Here is a 15,833-nt window from a genome sequence, read left to right as displayed (position 1 = left end):
AGCGGAACGGGGCAGCGGGCTTACCACTGCGCGGTGATCGAGAAATGGGTGATGGCGGGCCGATCCCAGCCTGGGGGCTGGTGCAAGGCGCGCTCGTGGGTCAGCTCGGCGGACAGGTGGCTGCCCAGGCTCAGGCGCAGCCCGGCCGCCCAGCCGGACAGGGTGCGGTCGGAGCCGCTGTCATACGCCGGACGGGCGATCTGCCCGGCATCCAGCCCGAGGTACGGCTCGAAGGCCCAGCCCTGGCGCGGCGGCAGCGGCCAGCTCAGTTCATTGCGCAGGTAGTAACCGCTCTGCCCCACCAGCGAACTGGTATTGAAGCCGCGCACGGTGCTGCGGCCGCCGATGGAGAACTGTTCGGTGGACATCAACAGGTCCGGGCTGTACTGGCCGCGCAGCTCGCTGCTCCAACGCAGGACCTGGCTGGCGGCATGCAGCGGCAGTTGCAGGCTGAGCCGGCCTTGATACAGCTCGTGACGGGCGGTGGGACCGCCTTGCGCCGCCAGCGTGTCGGGCTGGGCGCCCCAGGCGCCGATGCCGCGCTGGTAGCCCACGCTGGCATCCAGCACCGCTTCGCCTAGATAGCGGCGGTGGCTCAGTTCCAGGCCGGCGATGGTGAGGTCGCGCCGCTGCTGCACCACCTCGGCATCCTCTATGAAGCTGCGCGACGCCTTGCGCGTCAGGCTGGCTTTCAATTCGGTCTTGCTGTTCTGGTCGCGATGCAGCAGCCGCGACAGCGACAGCAGGGTGTTGCGGCTGTGGCCGCTGGAGGTGAAGTCCTGGTTCACGCCTTGCACGGTCTGGTGGTAGGAAAAGGCGCTATAGCTGACAAAGCCGGTCCAGTCGCCCAGCGGCAGCAGCCAGGAAACGGAGGCCGACTGGCTCAACGGGGATGCCGGATGCTCGGCGTCCTGGCTCCACGACAGCGACAGAACGTCGTTCAGGCCGGTGAGGCCGGCCAAATTGAGGCTGGCGGTGCTTTGCAAGCGTCCGGTGGCGTCCTGGCCGGAATCGTCCAGCGTCAGCGCGCCGGATAGCGGGCGGCCGCCTTGCCGCGTCACCACCACATCGCTGTCGCCCGGCGCGTCTGCCGGCACCATTTCCATGGTGGCCTGCTGGCCGGGCAGCCGGCCCAGCTGCTCCAGGCCCTGCTCCAGGTCGCGCACATTGAGGATTTCGCCCGGACCGGTGGGAAACGCCGTGCGCAGGCCGGCGTCGCTGCCACCTTCCTTCAGCCGGATGGCGTGGATGCGCCCCGGCACCACCACCAGCCGCAGCTCGCCGCTGCGCAGGTTCTGCTCCGGCAGATAGACCCGGCTGGTGACGAAGCCGCGCGCCACCAGCGCATTGGTCAGGGCGGCGACCAGTCGATTCAGATCCGCCAAGCCGGCGCAGCCGCCCAGCAGCGGCTGGGTCTGCAGCCAGCCCAGCCAGTCCGCCGGCGCACCGTCCAGCCGCACCGACCGGATGGCGAAGCAGGCGGCCGACGGGGTTGCCGTCTGGGCCGCGGGCAGCCTTGCAGTGTCCTCCGACGCGGGCAGGAACACATCGGGGCGCTGTTGCAACGACTGACGTTGCTGTTCGATTTGTTGCTGTTGCTGACGCAGCAGTTGGTCGGTCTGCTGGGGCAGGGAGGATGACGCGGCGGCGAGGCAGACGGTAGGCAGCAACAGGCCGCCCGACAAGGCGGCCTGGAAGATTCTGTTCATTACGGCTTAATTATTGTTAACAAATAATGATGCCGTATTGTAAACAAAGTTGTAGGAATATTTTTTAGGTAAAAATACTTATAAACTACACAAGGACATGATATTGAAAGAAAACAGCCCTGCCGGAAACCATTCACTCAATTGTGAAAAATCATGAAATTAAATTTCAAAAAGTAAGCAAAGCGCAACAGCGGTTGGTAACACCACCACACACGGCAGCCAGCCGTCGGCGCTTTTAACCATGGCTCCACTAGCCATGACATCCATATCAGATCGACCGTGACCAGGCCCATCGCCCTCTTAAACTGTCGCTACGCGACATCTCGCAAAAATGGCAATTTACTTGCCATAATATTCAACACCAAAACGGCGGCAACATAAGCTAGGGAACAACCCGTCGCTTACCCGGCTGCAGCGCTATCCATGCATATTACTCATGCAACCAATCAAGCCGACAGCAGATTAAAATGTGACATGTGGCAATAAAATTAACCTAATAATGGCTCGCCATACTTGGTCTAACAATCATTCAATAACAATAAAGAATGCAATTTTCTCATAACCTACCCAATATTCAGCCATACCACCCCGTAGCACCGCCGATAAACTCATTTGGCATGCAAAGTTGCTGGTGCAGAAATTTGCATAAATGCAACAAAAAATGACATGTTAAAAATGATTAACTGAATTTCATTTAGCATATTAAAAACAAACCGCCATTCGGAATGGAAAAATGCGCCAGCAAGCCATTGATATCAATAAAATTGCTGGGAAATGTCAAACAACCGTCTATAAATGCATTTATCATTTCAAGAGAAATAATTCTGATTGTTAATAAATGTTTCTTGACGGGGAACTTTTCGCCAAGACACACTGGCCCTTCACAACGGCGGAATAAAAAAAGCACCGCCTTGCCAGCTGCCCATGCGGCAAGTTTAAACAAAGGGTTTTAGAGAAAATGAAGAGAACCATCCTTGTCGCGGCCATTGCCGCGACCATCCCTGCGCTCGCACAAGCTGATGTCAACCTGTACGGATCGCTGCGCGCCGGCGTGTCCGTAACCAAGAACAGCGCCAACAACTACAACTCCACCTTCGGCGTGGATGACTTCGGCAGCCGCATCGGCTTCAAGGGCAGCGAAGACCTGGGCAATGGTCTGAAGACCATCTGGCAGGTGGAAACCGGCTTCGCCATGGACGGCGTGGCTGGCGGCGGCACCGCTTCCGGCACCTTCGCCAACCGCGAAAGCTATGTCGGCCTGGATGGCGCCTATGGCAAGCTGCGCGTCGGCTACCTGACCGACGTGTTGGCCGACACCGAATCCACCGATAACCTGTACGGTCCGCGCCGCGACGGCATGGGCACCAACTTCCCGCTGTACGAAGCCACCGACCTGTTCTCCTACGGCGACGCCCGTTACAAGAACAGCGTGCGCTACGACTCCCCAAGCTGGAACGGCTTTAACGCCACGCTGCAATATGGCGCCGGCGAAAACCGCCCGGCAGGCCAGATGAAGCAAGGCGAGCAATACGGCCTGCGCCTGGCTTACCAGAACTCGGGCTTCTTCGGCGCTTGGGCCTACGCCGGCGTGCTGAACACCAAGGGCGGCAGCAACAGCGCCACCAACCGCCTGGAAGGCGGCTACAGCGCCAACAATCTGTACCTGGCCGCCAGCTACCAGTGGCTGAACACTTATGGCGACGCTAGCACACTGGGCTTAACTCCAGCCCCCATAGCGGGAGGCAATAAAGTAGAAAACACCACCTGGGCCATCAACGCCGCCTACACCATCGGCAACTTCAAGCCGTCTGTGGTCTACTCCAAGCGCGGCGACGCCAAGATCGACGGCACGCGCTACAGCCTGGGCGCCAGCCAGTGGGCCGCGGCTCTGGACTACACCTTGAGCAAGAACACCCTGGTGCAAGTGGGTTATGGCGAACGCAAGGACAACAAGGACGCTCAAACCGTCTACAAATTCTCCCAAGAGAAGTCCACCCTGGCCTGGGCCATGATGAAGCACAACTTCTAAGCGAAGTCATCCCGGTTTTCGAATGTGCAGACAGCCACCCCTGGGGTGGCTGTTGTGCTTGAGGCGAAATCAATAAAAAAGCCAGCCCGCAACGGACTGGCTTTGGCGTGGCAAACGCGGCGCTTATTCGAAGAAATCGCGCAGCTTGTCCATAAACGATTTGGAGCGCGGATTATGGGTGGCCACATCGCCCTGGCTGATGGCTTCGAACTCGCGCAGCAGCTCTTTCTGGCGTTCGGTCAGCTTGACCGGCGTTTCCACGATCACATGGCAGTGCAGGTCGCCGTACTCGGCGCCGCGCACCGCTTTCACGCCCTTGCCCCGCAGCCGGTAGACGCGGCCGCTCTGGGTTTCGGCGGCGATCTTAACCTTGGCCATGCCGTCCAGCGTCGGGATTTCCACTTCGCCGCCCAGCGCCGCGGTGGAGAAGGAGATCGGCATCTCGCAGTGCAGGTCCATGCCGTCGCGCTGGAACACCGCGTGCTGCTTGATGTGGGTGACCACGTACAGGTCACCCGCCGGGCCGCCGTTCTGGCCAGGCTCGCCCTCGCCGCCCAGGCGGATGCGGTCGCCCTCGTCCACGCCGGCAGGGATCTTGACGTTCAGCGTCTTGGTGGTCTTCTTCTGGCCGGCGCCGTGGCAGCTGGCGCACGGATCGGTGATCTGCTTGCCGGTGCCGTGGCAGGTGGGGCAGGTCTGCTGGATGGAGAAGAAGCCCTGGCTCATCCGCACCTGGCCGTGGCCACCGCAGGTGGAGCAGGTTTTGGGCGAGGTGCCCGGCTTGGCGCCGCTGCCGTTGCAGGTGGAGCAGGACTCGTGCGACGGGATGCGGATCTGCTTCTCGCAGCCGCGCGCCGCCTCTTCCAGCGAGATTTCCATGTTGTAGCGCAGGTCGGCGCCGCGATAAACGTTGGAACGCCCGCCACCGCCGCCGCCGCGCTGGCCGCCGCCGAAGATGTCGCTGAAGATATCGGCGAAATCGCCGAAGCCGCCAAAACCCTGGCCGCCGCCGGCTCCCGCCTGCGGGTCCACTCCGGCATGGCCGAACTGGTCGTAGGCGCTGCGTTTCTGGCTGTCGGACAGAATCTCGTAGGCTTCCTTCGCCTCCTTGAACTTGTCTTCGGCTTCCTTGCTGTCCGGATTGCGGTCCGGGTGATACTTCATCGCCAGCTTGCGATATGCCTTCTTGATATCGTCGTCGGACGCATCGCGGTTAACGCCCAGCACATCGTAGAAATCTTTTTTCGACATTGTCTTTCACTCTCCGGCCGGCCCGGCGGGCCAGCCCTATCGTCTTGATGCGGCAAAGGCACAGAGGCCGGTGGAGACCTTCTCCGCCATTCCCTGTGCCTCGTTCAGCGTGATGCGACGATTACTTCTTGTCTTTCACTTCTTCGAACTCGGCGTCCACCACGTTGCCGTCGTCCTGCTTGTCGCCGGGGGCTTGCGCGCCGTCGGCGGCGGCGCCCTCAGCCTGGGCGGCCTGGGCGTACATGATTTCGCCCAGCTTCTGGCTGGCCTTGGCCAGTTCTTCGGCCTTGGCTTCGATGGCTTCCTTATCGTCGCCCTTCACCACTTCCTCGGCCGCCTTGACGGCGTCTTCGATCTTGGCCTTTTCAGCGGCGTCGATCTTGTCGCCATGTTCGGACAGCGATTTCTTGATGCTGTGGATCAGGCCTTCGGCGTGGTTGCGCGCGGTCACCAGCTCGTGCAGCTTCTTGTCTTCCTCGGCGTTGGCTTCGGCGTCCTTCACCATGCGCTCGATCTCGGCTTCCGACAGGCCGGAAGACGCCTGGATGGTGATGTTGGCCTGCTTGCCGGAAGCCTTGTCCTTGGCCGACACGTGCAGGATGCCGTTGGCGTCGATGTTGAACTCGACCTCGATCTGCGGAATGCCGCGCGGCGCCGGCGGGATGTCGCCCAGATTGAACTGGCCCAGCGACTTGTTGGCGGCCGCCTTCTCGCGCTCGCCCTGCAGCACGTGGATGGTCACCGCGGTCTGGTTGTCGTCGGCGGTGGAGAAGGTTTGCGACGCCTTGGTCGGGATGGTGGTGTTCTTCTGGATCAGCTTGGTCATCACGCCGCCCAGGGTTTCAATGCCCAGGCTCAGCGGGGTCACGTCCAGCAGCAGCACGTCCTTGCGGTCGCCGGACAATACCGAACCCTGGATCGCGGCGCCGACGGCCACGGCTTCGTCCGGGTTTACGTCCTTGCGCGGTTCCTTGCCGAAGAATTCCTTGACCGCATCCTGCACTTTCGGCATGCGGGTCTGGCCGCCGACCAGGATCACGTCGGTGATGTCGGACAGCGACACGCCGGCGTCCTTCAGCGCCACGCGGCACGGTTCGATCGAGCGGGTGATCAGATCGTCCACCAGGCTTTCGAACTTGGCGCGGGTAATCTTCATCGCCAGGTGCTTGGGACCGGTGGCGTCCATGGTGATGTAAGGCAGGTTTACCTCGGTCTGGGTGGCGGAAGACAGCTCGATCTTGGCCTTTTCCGCGGCTTCCTTCAGGCGTTGCAGCGCCATCACGTCCTTCTTCAGGTCGACGCCCTGTTCCTTCTTGAACTCGGTGACGATGTAGTCGATCAGACGCTGGTCGAAGTCTTCGCCGCCCAGGAAGGTGTCGCCGTTGGTCGACAGCACTTCGAACTGGTGCTCGCCGTCCACATCGGCGATTTCAATGATGGACACGTCGAAGGTGCCGCCGCCCAGGTCGTAAACCGCGATCTTGCGGTCGCCTTCCTGCTTGGCCAGGCCGAAGGCCAGCGCGGCCGCGGTCGGCTCGTTGATGATGCGCTTCACTTCCAGGCCGGCGATGCGGCCGGCGTCCTTGGTGGCTTGGCGCTGGCTGTCGTTGAAGTAGGCCGGCACGGTGATCACGGCTTCGGTCACTTCTTCGCCCAGGTAGTCTTCGGCGGCCTTCTTCATCTTGCGCAGCACTTCGGCGGAGATTTGCGGCGGAGCCAGTTCCTGGTCGCGCACTTTCACCCAGGCGTCGCCGTTCTTGGCCTTCAGGATTTCGAAAGGCATCAGGTCGATGTCCTTCTGCACTTCCTTGTCTTCGAAGCGGCGGCCGATCAGCCGCTTGGCGGCGTAGATGGTGTTCTTCGGGTTGGTCACCGCCTGGCGCTTGGCCGGCGCGCCCACCAGAATTTCGCCGTCCTCGACGTAAGCGATGATGGACGGGGTGGTGCGAGTGCCTTCGGCGTTCTCGATGACTTTCGGATTGCCGCCTTCGATCACTGCCACGCAGGAGTTGGTGGTGCCCAGGTCGATACCGATGATTTTACCCATGATGTATTCCTTTTCTCGATTCGTTCCGGCGTCGACTAATAGTCAGCGCCTGTTGTCTCAATAAATATTGGCTATGCCGATCTTTTCAAGAGGCTGTCGACAGCCTTTTTTATGCCTTGACCTTGGCTACCACCACCATGGCCGGGCGCAGCACGCGGTCGGCCAGCAGGTAACCCTTCTGCATTACGCGCACCACGGTGTTCGGCTCGGCGTCCGACTCTTCGGCGCTCATCGCCTGGTGCTGGTGCGGATCCAGCTTGTCGCCGGCCTTGGGCTGGATGTCCTTGATCTGCGCCTTGTCGAAGGCCGACACCAGCTGTTTCAAGGTTAGGTCCACGCCCATCTTCAGCGTGTCGATCTGGCCGCTCTGGTCCAACAGCGCCATTTCCAGATAGTCCTTCACCGTCACCAGCTCGGCGGCGAACTTGCCGATCGCATATTTGTGCGCGGCGGCCACTTCCTCCTGGGCGCGGCGGCGCTGGTTGTCCAGCTCGGCGCGGGCGCGCAGCAGGGTGTCGTTCAGTTCGGCGATTTCGGCCTCCAGACCGGCGATATGCTGCTCAGGAGTCTGCTCCAGCTCGGTATGCGCCTCGGCGGCGATGTCAGTGTCTTGGTTGTCGGCCGCATCGGCCGCCAGGTTTTGATTTTCTTGCATGACGTTTCCTTGGAATGCACCGGCTAAATTTGATGTCCAGACCCAAGGTAGGGCCTTTTGCAGCGATTTCAAGCCCTCGATGGCGCTTCTCGCAACGAAGACGAAAAACGAAGATACGCAAATTTCAACTGTCATTTTTTCGCATTGGCAACACTACAATCCGGTGAATGGTTCGTTTATGTGAACACTTTGTTAGCTTATGAAAACACAAGATTTTTTTCTGTGCTGCACTGCACACAAGCGATTTTTTTTGTGCTTATAATGGCCGCACCGTAAGGAAAACGCCGTTGTGGCATGGCGCAAAATCGCTGCCGCGCACGGAGAAAAAAATCACGCCGATCCGGCCTGGTTTGACAAAAAAGTCCGGAACACCGGATACGCCATCATGCTATTGAGGACGCCGGGCCTGCCCGGCGAGCAGAGAAACGCTTCGAGAAGGGTTCTAACATGACGACTCGCGAACAACGCATTGCAGCCATCCAGAAAGACTGGGATGAAAATCCGCGCTGGAAAGGCATCAAGCGCGGCTACACCGCCGCCGACGTGGAACGCCTGCGCGGCTCGCTGCCGGTGGAGCACAGCCTGGCCCGCCACGGCGCGGAAAAACTGTGGAAGCTGGTGAATACCGAGCCTTACATCAACTGTCTGGGCGCCCTCACCGGCGGTCAGGCGATGCAGCAGGTGAAGGCGGGCGTCAAGGCCATCTACCTGTCGGGCTGGCAGGTGGCGGCTGACAACAACGAATATTCGGCGATGTATCCGGACCAATCGCTGTACCCGGTGGACTCGGTGCCCAAGGTGGTGGAGCGCATCAACAACGCCTTCTGCCGCGCCGATGAAATCCAGCACGCCAAGGGCCTGGAAAAAGGCGACAAGGGCCATATCGACTATTTCGCCCCCATCGTGGCCGATGCCGAAGCCGGCTTCGGCGGCGTGCTCAACGCCTACGAGCTGATGAAGGCGATGATCCGCGCCGGCGCCGCCGGCGTGCACTTCGAAGACCAGCTGGCCTCGGTGAAAAAGTGCGGCCACATGGGCGGCAAGGTGTTGGTGCCGACTCAGGAAGCGGTCCAGAAGCTGATCGCCGCCCGCCTGGCGGCCGACGTCTACGGCGTGCCCACCCTGGTGATCGCCCGCACCGACGCCGAAGCGGCGGATCTCTTGACCGGCGACGTCGATCCCAACGACGAGCCCTTCCTCACCGGCGAACGCACCGCCGAAGGCTTCTACAAAACCAAGAAGGGCCTGGAGCAAGCCATCAGCCGCGCGGTGGCCTACGCCGACTACGCCGACCTGGTATGGTGCGAAACCGGCACGCCGGACTTGGAGTTCGCCCGCAAGTTCGCCGAAGCCGTGCACGCCAAACACCCGGGCAAACTGCTGGCCTACAACTGTTCGCCGTCGTTCAACTGGAGAAAAAACCTGGACGACGCCACCATCGCCAAGTTCCAGCGCGAGCTGGGCGCGATGGGATACAAGTACCAGTTCATCACCCTGGCCGGCATCCACAGTATGTGGTTCAACATGTACGACCTAGCGCAGGACTATGTCGCCCGCGGCATGTCCGCCTATGTCGAAAAAGTGCAGGAACCGGAGTTCGCCGCGCGCGACCGCGGCTACACCTTCGTCTCGCACCAGCAGGAAGTGGGCACCGGCTACTTCGACGACGTCACCACGGTGATCCAGGGCGGCACCTCCAGCGTCACCGCGCTGACCGGCTCCACCGAAGAAGAACAGTTCCACTAAGCCGCCACAAGCGGCGCACCCAAAAGTCCGCGTATCCCGCGGGCGATGCCGCCCACCTTCACCGGAGGGCGGCATTTTCCATTCTGAACCAGGAGCAGACCATGACTTTCGCCACGACAGACCTCTGCGACGAATTCGAGCAGGAAATCAGCGTGCTGGACCCCATTTTCCAATCCTTTGGCGGGCAAACGCGCTTCTCGGGCCGCGTCGCCACCCTGAAACTGTTTGAAGACAACAGCCTGGTGCGCGAGCTGCTGGGAGAGGACGGCCAAGGCCGGGTGCTGGTGGTGGATGGCGGCGGATCGCGCCGTTGCGCGCTCGTGGGGGACATGCTGGGCGAGTTGGCGGTGAAAAACGGCTGGACGGGCCTGGTGATAGACGGCTGCGTGCGCGACAGCGCAGCGCTGGCGCGACTGCCGCTGGGCGTCAGGGCGCTGGCCGCCTATCCGCGCAAATCGGTGAAACTGGGGACTGGGCAAAAACAATTGGACATCCGCATCACCGGTTGCGCGATAACGCCGGGCCACTGGCTGTACGCCGACGCAGACGGCATCGTCGTCAGCCCGCGGCAGCTGGTCTAACCCGCTACATCCCTCCCCCGCGCTGATGCACCGGCAACGCGCCCTGGGCGTTGGCGGTACCCCACTCCAGCCGCTGCTCCCACCAGGTGTGGTGCTCCGGCACCAGCACCTCGGGATTGTCCAGCGATGCCGCGGTGATGTCGATTTCTTCGGGATCGGATTCGTGGAAGTAGGTCAGCGTCGAGCCGCAATGCGGGCAGAAGCCGCGCGATACCGCGGCGGAGGAGTGGTACTGCACCGGCTTTTCGCCGCGCCATTCCAGTTCGTGCACCCGCATGGTGAACCAAGTGACAAAAGCCGCCCCGCTGGCGCGCCGGCAACTGCGGCAATGACAGTGGGTGATATGGAAAGGCGTGCCGCGCAGCCGGTAACGTACCGCGCCGCACAGGCAACCGCCGGTCAGGCCTATGGTCATGACGGCTCTCCCAGTGAATCGCGATGCGGCGCCCGCCACCCCGGCCAGCCTTGCTGTCCGGCATCGCCGCAATCCATTTGTTTCACTATGCCTGAGCGATGCTGCAAGTGCAAAAAAACCGCCTCGCCGCCGCTTCGGCGCAAACTCCGGCAGTTATTTTTCTACACTCTATACTGGCAAATATAGGTATTTCCCCTAGGCGGTATTCGCCATGCTATCCCTACGCCCCCTGATCGCCCTGCTATTCCTGCCCGCGCTGAGCCTGGCGCAAGACCTGGACCGCTCATTGCTGCACATCTGCGACGATGGCGACGAGTGGCCGCCCTACACCTACTACCTGCGCTACAACCACCAACCCACCGCCGACCTGACTGGCTACTCGGTGGATGTGATCCGCCGGATCCTCGACAAGCACCACATCCCGTTCCAGATCGACCTGCTGCCGTGGAAACGCTGCCTGTCGTCGATAGACAGCGGCGAACAGTATCTGATGGCGCTGAGCGCCAGCAAGAATCCGGAACGGGAAAAACAGTTTCTGTTCTCCACGCCGTATTACCAGACCCACTACTATGTGTTCTATTCCAAGGCCAAGTATCCGGACGGCGTGAACGTCGCCGGCCAGACCGACCTGGGCCGCTACCGGCTGGGCGGCATCAAGGGCTATGCCTACTCCGCGCTTACCGCGGTCAACAAGGACGCCATGGTGCGCACCGTCGACTATCCGACACTGGGCAAGATGCTGCTGGCCGACCGCTTCGACCTGTTCGCCGAGGATTACGAGGTGATGGTCGGCCTCGACAAACTGGGCAGCGCCCATATCATCAGCGACCCCAATATCGGCCGCATGCCGTTGCCCGGCATGCCGGGCAACGCCTTCCACATGATATTCACCCGCAAGAATCCCAGGGGCGCGCAGCTGCAACAGCTGGTAGACGAGGAACTGCAGCAGATGCAGTCCTCCGGCCAACTGGACAAGCTGCTGAACCAGTACGTGCCCCGCTGAGGCCGGCCTCCTCAGAACAGCGCCGACTCGAAGTCGTGGACGGCGTGCGCCGCCAAGTTGAACAGCTCGGACGCCTTGGCCGGGTCTTTCGTCAAACCCAGATCGCCTCCCTCATAGGCCATCGCCAGCGTCTGCAGCGCGGCCGGCATTTCCAGCCTGGCCGCCTTTTCATACCAGCCGCGTGCGCGCGGCAGATCCACCGCCACGCCCAGTCCCTCCTGGTAGGCGATGCCCAGTTGGAACATCGCCTCCGCACTGCCCTGCTGCGCCGCCAGCTCGAACCACTGCCAGGCGGCTCGCGCATCGCCGCCATCCTTGGCGCGCAGGCCCAGCATGCAGGCGGCGTCAGGTTGCCGGCGCTGCGCGGCCAATGTCAGCCAGCGGCCGGACTCGCCGGCATCCACCGCCACGCCAAGGCCCTTGGCGTAGATGCGGGCCAGGCGGAACGCCGACCACGCGTCGCCGCCGGCCGCGGCCTTTTCATACCAGGGCCGCGCCTTGCGCCAACCCTCAATGCCGCCCGCGCTGGACAAGGCCTCGGCCAGCGTGCGCTGCGCCGCCGGATCGTCATCCCCGGCCCATTCCTCCAGCCGCTGCCAGGCAGCGGCGTCATGGACGAACACAGCATGCTGGCGCGCATCGTCCAGCTCGGCCTGGCTGGGCTTGCCTGCGCAGCCGGCCAGCAAGGGCAGCGCAGCCGCCAAGGCGGCAAGTCGTTTCCTGATCGGTTTCATAGACGCCAAGGGACCGGCCGCGCCTGCGCGCCAGTCGCTGCGCGCGGATCGGACCGCCTCTTTCCTTTCTGCCTCAAGTCGGGATTACTGGCTCAAATCCACCAGATAAGTCCAGGTGCCGTCGCCGTTGTCCGCCCCCTGGCTGACGCCGTTGATGCCGGCCAGGCTGGCCGCCGCCAGTTGCTTGGCGATGCTCTTGAACTGGACCTTGGCGTTGATCTTGACGAAGCTCCACGGCCGGGCGCTGCCGTACTGGGTCCGGCCCAGGTCGCCGTTGGCCTTGATGTAAGCAATCAGCACGTCGCGGTTGGCGTCTGGCGCCTGGATGATGGTCTTGGTGCCGTCGATACCCGGGAAGTTGCCGCCGCCGCTGGCGCGGTAGTTGTTGGTGGCCACGATGAACTGCTGCGCCGGATCGATGGCCGCGCCGTTATAGCTCAGATTGACGATGCGGCTACCCACTGGCTGGCTGACGTCGATCTGGTACCGCACCCCATACATCACGTCGAAGTTGAACACCTGGAAGTTGGCGTTGACCAGCTCCTGCGGCGCCGTGGCGCTTGGATCGATGGTGTTGAACATCTGCGCCGCGCGCTCCAGCCAGTTCTTGACATCCGTCCCGCTCACCTTCACTGCCTGCAGCGTGTTGGGGTAGAGGTAGAGGTCGGCCGCGTTGTTGATGGCGATCGGCCCCTGCGCCACGTCGGTGTAGTCGCTGGCGCCGTTGCGGCCGGCCTTGAACGGCGCCGACACCGACAACACCGGCAGGGACGCGTATTGCGGCAGATTGGCCTGCACGTATTTCTTGACGTAGTCCTGCTGCGCCATGTTGACGATCTGAATGGCGCTGACGTCGCCCAGCAGCGCGAAGTAGGTGTTCATGCGGAAGTCGGTGCTGCCTATCGCCGTCTTGACGTAGTTGATGGTGGCCTGGTGCTCGCTGGCCACCAGTTGCGCGACATTGGGATCGGCCGCCACATAGCTGCCGTCGGCGTTCTTGATCGAACGAGTATCCACCGCAGTTTGTCCGCCCTGCACCACCCATTTGCCGCCGCTGTACTTCAGCGTCAGCCTGATCACGCCCAGACGGTTGCCCCAGTTGCCGGCCATTACCGTGGGCACGCCATTGACGAAGCCCTTGCTGTTGTCCACGCCCGGCATAGTGTTGAACTGCGAGCCGGCGACGCCCGGATTGGGGAAGATGTCGTGCGAATGGCCTATCATCAGCGCGTCTATGCCGGTCTTGGCCAGATGCCAGCTGCCATTCTCCATGGTCGGGCTGTAGCTGGACGGATCCAGCCCGCCGTGCGACAGCGCCACCACCAGGTCGGCGCCGGCCTGGCGCATCTGCGGGATATAGCTATTGGCGGTTTCCACCACGCCGTTGGTGTAGACCTGGCCGTTCAGGTTTTTCTTGTCCCAATCCATGACGGTGGGCGGCGTAAAGCCGATCACGCCGATATTCACCGGCACCTGCACGCTGCGGCCATCCGGCGCGGTGGCGGCGAAGGTGCGCTTCAATATGGCGTAGGGCTGGAAAATGGGCTTGCTGTCGGCCAGATTGGCCACATTCGCCAATACCTGCGGATAGGCAGGCGAGCCGCAGCCGGACGGCTGGGCGATATTGGCCAGGCGGAAATTGGTATTGGTGACCTGCGACAGAAAAGGCAGGCCGAAATTGAATTCGTGGTTGCCTATGGTTCCGGCGTCGTACTTCAGGTAATTCATCACCTTGTGCACCGCCAGGGTATCCGCGCATTTCAGCGGATTCACCGCCGCCTGATAATCGCCCAGCGCGGTGCCCTGGATCAGATCGCCGTCGTCCAGCAACAGATTGTTGGGGTACTGGCTGCGCGCCTGCCGGATCAGCGTGGCCGCCCGCTCCAGGCCAAAAGAGGGATTGGCGGCCAGCTTGTAGTAGTCGTAGCTGAGGACGTTCTGGTGGATATCGGTGGTTTCCAGCAGCGCCACATTGACGGTGGTGCCTTCTGCAGGCCTGCCGGACGGCGCGCTGCCGCTCGAACAGCCGGCCAGCAGCAGGCCTGCCAGCCCAGCCGCGGCGATATTGCTCTTATTCATCACATACCTCTCTTGTTTTCATCGGGCCTGAATCGCCCTGGCGGGATTTTATTGGCTTTGCGTTTGCTATTCCCCCATCGGATATTATTTATTTATTTCAACGCAAAGAAAAAACCGCCCCGACGCACAGCGCTAAAGGCTGAAAACAATCCATTCACCCGACTGCCAGACAATCACTCGGGCCATTCCATGACCAAAACCGAAAAACAAAAATACGGATTCTCCGCTCAATAAACCATTCGCGATCAATCCGGCCGCTCACACTCGCCGATCATGCGGGCAATAAAAAAGCCGCCTGCTGATTTCAGCAAGCGGCCCAATGTCGGAAGAAACTCTCGTCAGGCAGGCTGGGTGGGCGTGGCGCCCTTGACTTCGGTCAGACGGTTGTCGCCATCGACGAATACCAGCTTGGGCGAATGGTTCTTCAGCTCGGCGTCTTCGTACTGGGCGAACGACGCGATGATCAGCAAGTCGCCCGGCGCGGCGCGGCGCGCGGCGGAGCCATTGACCGAAATCACGCCGGAGCCGCGTTCGGCCTTGATCGCGTAGGTGGCGAAACGCTCACCGTTGGTGACGTTCCAGATCTGCACTTCTTCGTATTCGAGGATATCCGCCGCTTCCAGCAGGTTCTCGTCGATGGCGCAGGAGCCGATGTAATGCAGCTCGGCGTGCGTGGTGGTCACACGGTGGAGCTTGGACTTGAGCATATTGCGTTGCATGACGGTTTCCTTGTCGTCCCGTTTCAACGGAACACTTCGATATTGTCGATCAGGCGGGTGCGGCCCAGGCGCGCAGCCGCCAGCACCACCAGCCGCTTCTCGCCGGCATGGGCGATTTCCAGCGTGTCAGCCTGACGCACTTCCACATAGTCCACCACCCAGCCGGCGGCGGCCAGATCCGCGCTGGCGGCAGCCTCCAAACCGGCGTAGTCGTGGCTGCCTGCCAGCAGGCTGTCGCGCAGCGCGCACAGATTGCGGTACAGGCGCGGCGCCTCGGCGCGCTCTTCCGCGCAGAGATAGCCATTGCGCGAGGACAGCGCCAGGCCGTCTTCGGCGCGGCCGGTGTCCACCGGCAGGATTTCAATCGGCGAATTGAGGTCGTCGACCATCGCCTTGATCACATGCAGTTGCTGGAAGTCCTTCTTGCCGAAGCAGGCGACGTCCGGCTGCACGATGTTGAACAGCTTGGTCACCACCGTGGCCACGCCGCGGAAGTGGCCGGGACGGAAAGCGCCGCACAGCTCGTCCTGGATGTGGGGCGGCTCGACGTTGAAGTCCTGCTTCACGCGCGGGTACAGCTCGCGCTCGTTGGGGAAGAACAGCGCGTCCACGCCGGCGGCGCGCAACTTGTCGCAATCGGCGTCGAAAGTGCGCGGATAGGCGTCGAAGTCTTCGCCCTGGCCAAACTGCAGCCGGTTGACAAAGATGCTGACCGCCACCTTGTCCGCCTGGCCGCGGGCGGCCGTCACCAGCGCCAGGTGGCCCTCGTGCAGATTGCCCATGGTGGGCACGAAAGCCAGCTTGCCGGCCAGCTTGCGCCAGGCGCGCATCTCGGCCACGGTACGGATGATTTCCATCGCTTGTC

Annotated in this window: 13 protein-coding genes; 4 read left to right on the top strand and 9 right to left on the bottom strand. The window is 62.0% G+C overall.

The window, feature by feature from the left end; genetic code table 11:
- Positions 1-20: 20 nt before the first annotated feature.
- On the bottom strand, positions 21-1,709 hold the full coding sequence (locus tag BI347_RS13815) for a ShlB/FhaC/HecB family hemolysin secretion/activation protein (protein ID WP_071116113.1): 1,689 nt from the start codon (positions 1,707-1,709) through the stop codon (positions 21-23).
- Positions 1,710-2,667: 958 nt separating this feature from the next.
- Here BI347_RS13815 and BI347_RS13810 point away from each other — a divergent pair.
- Positions 2,668-3,738 (top strand): porin, encoded by a 1,071-nt coding sequence (locus tag BI347_RS13810; protein WP_071116112.1) that lies wholly within the window; start codon positions 2,668-2,670, stop codon positions 3,736-3,738.
- Positions 3,739-3,861: 123 nt separating this feature from the next.
- On the opposite strand, the gene dnaJ is transcribed toward BI347_RS13810, so the two are convergent.
- From dnaJ to grpE, 3 genes are all read right to left on the bottom strand, one after another.
- Complete coding sequence (gene dnaJ / locus BI347_RS13805; protein WP_071112988.1) at positions 3,862-4,989, bottom strand: molecular chaperone DnaJ; 1,128 nt, start codon at positions 4,987-4,989, stop codon at positions 3,862-3,864.
- A gap of 121 nt (positions 4,990-5,110) precedes the next feature.
- Positions 5,111-7,036, bottom strand: a complete 1,926-nt coding sequence (gene dnaK, locus BI347_RS13800) for a molecular chaperone DnaK (protein WP_071116111.1) — start codon at positions 7,034-7,036, stop codon at positions 5,111-5,113.
- A gap of 109 nt (positions 7,037-7,145) precedes the next feature.
- Complete coding sequence (gene grpE / locus BI347_RS13795) at positions 7,146-7,691, bottom strand: nucleotide exchange factor GrpE (protein ID WP_071116110.1); 546 nt, start codon at positions 7,689-7,691, stop codon at positions 7,146-7,148.
- A 447-nt stretch (positions 7,692-8,138) separates the two neighbouring features.
- On the opposite strand from grpE, the gene aceA reads away from it, so the two are divergent.
- Positions 8,139-9,437 carry an isocitrate lyase gene (gene aceA, locus BI347_RS13790; RefSeq protein WP_071112991.1) on the top strand — a complete coding sequence of 433 codons (1,299 nt, stop codon included), beginning with the start codon at positions 8,139-8,141 and terminating at the stop codon, positions 9,435-9,437.
- A 101-nt stretch (positions 9,438-9,538) separates the two neighbouring features.
- Complete coding sequence (gene rraA / locus BI347_RS13785) at positions 9,539-10,018, top strand: ribonuclease E activity regulator RraA (protein ID WP_071116109.1); 480 nt, start codon at positions 9,539-9,541, stop codon at positions 10,016-10,018.
- Positions 10,019-10,022: 4 nt separating this feature from the next.
- On the opposite strand, the gene BI347_RS13780 is transcribed toward rraA, so the two are convergent.
- On the bottom strand, positions 10,023-10,433 hold the full coding sequence (locus BI347_RS13780; protein WP_071112993.1) for a GFA family protein: 411 nt from the start codon (positions 10,431-10,433) through the stop codon (positions 10,023-10,025).
- Positions 10,434-10,644: 211 nt separating this feature from the next.
- Between BI347_RS13780 and BI347_RS13775 the strand changes: the two genes are divergently transcribed.
- Complete coding sequence (locus BI347_RS13775; RefSeq protein WP_071116108.1) at positions 10,645-11,436, top strand: substrate-binding periplasmic protein; 792 nt, start codon at positions 10,645-10,647, stop codon at positions 11,434-11,436.
- Between the two features lie 11 nt (positions 11,437-11,447).
- Here BI347_RS13775 and BI347_RS13770 read toward each other — a convergent pair whose 3' ends face one another.
- The 4 genes from BI347_RS13770 to panC all read right to left on the bottom strand — a co-directional run bounded on the left by BI347_RS13770 (position 11,448) and on the right by panC (position 15,825).
- A complete protein-coding gene (locus BI347_RS13770) occupies positions 11,448-12,170 on the bottom strand; it encodes a tetratricopeptide repeat protein (protein ID WP_083338873.1) in 723 nt (240 codons plus the stop codon).
- 84 nt (positions 12,171-12,254) lie between these two features.
- Positions 12,255-14,249 carry a bifunctional 2',3'-cyclic-nucleotide 2'-phosphodiesterase/3'-nucleotidase gene (locus BI347_RS13765; protein WP_071116106.1) on the bottom strand — a complete coding sequence of 665 codons (1,995 nt, stop codon included), beginning with the start codon at positions 14,247-14,249 and terminating at the stop codon, positions 12,255-12,257.
- A 338-nt stretch (positions 14,250-14,587) separates the two neighbouring features.
- Entirely contained in the window at positions 14,588-14,968 is a 381-nt protein-coding gene (gene panD / locus BI347_RS13760) for an aspartate 1-decarboxylase (RefSeq protein WP_043573938.1), read from the bottom strand.
- 23 nt (positions 14,969-14,991) lie between these two features.
- Positions 14,992-15,825, bottom strand: coding sequence for a pantoate--beta-alanine ligase (panC, locus tag BI347_RS13755; RefSeq protein ID WP_071112997.1), 834 nt, complete (start codon positions 15,823-15,825; stop codon positions 14,992-14,994).
- Between the last annotated feature and the right edge of the window lie 8 nt (positions 15,826-15,833).

Source organism: Chromobacterium sphagni, assembly GCF_001855575.1.
Classification (GTDB): Bacteria; Pseudomonadota; Gammaproteobacteria; order Burkholderiales; family Chromobacteriaceae; genus Chromobacterium; species Chromobacterium sphagni.
This window is presented reverse-complemented; position numbering and strand designations above follow the sequence as displayed.

What these genes read in the sequence shown, in the direction of transcription:
- BI347_RS13815 (WP_071116113.1), bottom strand. Translation starts at nt 1,709, where the DNA reads ATGAACAGAATCTTCCAGGCCGCCTTGTCGGGCGGCCTGTTGCTGCCT.
- BI347_RS13810 (WP_071116112.1), top strand. Translation starts at nt 2,668, where the DNA reads ATGAAGAGAACCATCCTTGTCGCGGCCATTGCCGCGACCATCCCTGCG.
- dnaJ (WP_071112988.1), bottom strand. Translation starts at nt 4,989, where the DNA reads ATGTCGAAAAAAGATTTCTACGATGTGCTGGGCGTTAACCGCGATGCG.
- dnaK (WP_071116111.1), bottom strand. Translation starts at nt 7,036, where the DNA reads ATGGGTAAAATCATCGGTATCGACCTGGGCACCACCAACTCCTGCGTG.
- grpE (WP_071116110.1), bottom strand. Translation starts at nt 7,691, where the DNA reads ATGCAAGAAAATCAAAACCTGGCGGCCGATGCGGCCGACAACCAAGAC.
- aceA (WP_071112991.1), top strand. Translation starts at nt 8,139, where the DNA reads ATGACGACTCGCGAACAACGCATTGCAGCCATCCAGAAAGACTGGGAT.
- rraA (WP_071116109.1), top strand. Translation starts at nt 9,539, where the DNA reads ATGACTTTCGCCACGACAGACCTCTGCGACGAATTCGAGCAGGAAATC.
- BI347_RS13780 (WP_071112993.1), bottom strand. Translation starts at nt 10,433, where the DNA reads ATGACCATAGGCCTGACCGGCGGTTGCCTGTGCGGCGCGGTACGTTAC.
- BI347_RS13775 (WP_071116108.1), top strand. Translation starts at nt 10,645, where the DNA reads ATGCTATCCCTACGCCCCCTGATCGCCCTGCTATTCCTGCCCGCGCTG.
- BI347_RS13770 (WP_083338873.1), bottom strand. Translation starts at nt 12,170, where the DNA reads ATGAAACCGATCAGGAAACGACTTGCCGCCTTGGCGGCTGCGCTGCCC.
- BI347_RS13765 (WP_071116106.1), bottom strand. Translation starts at nt 14,249, where the DNA reads ATGAATAAGAGCAATATCGCCGCGGCTGGGCTGGCAGGCCTGCTGCTG.
- panD (WP_043573938.1), bottom strand. Translation starts at nt 14,968, where the DNA reads ATGCAACGCAATATGCTCAAGTCCAAGCTCCACCGTGTGACCACCACG.
- panC (WP_071112997.1), bottom strand. Translation starts at nt 15,825, where the DNA reads ATGGAAATCATCCGTACCGTGGCCGAGATGCGCGCCTGGCGCAAGCTG.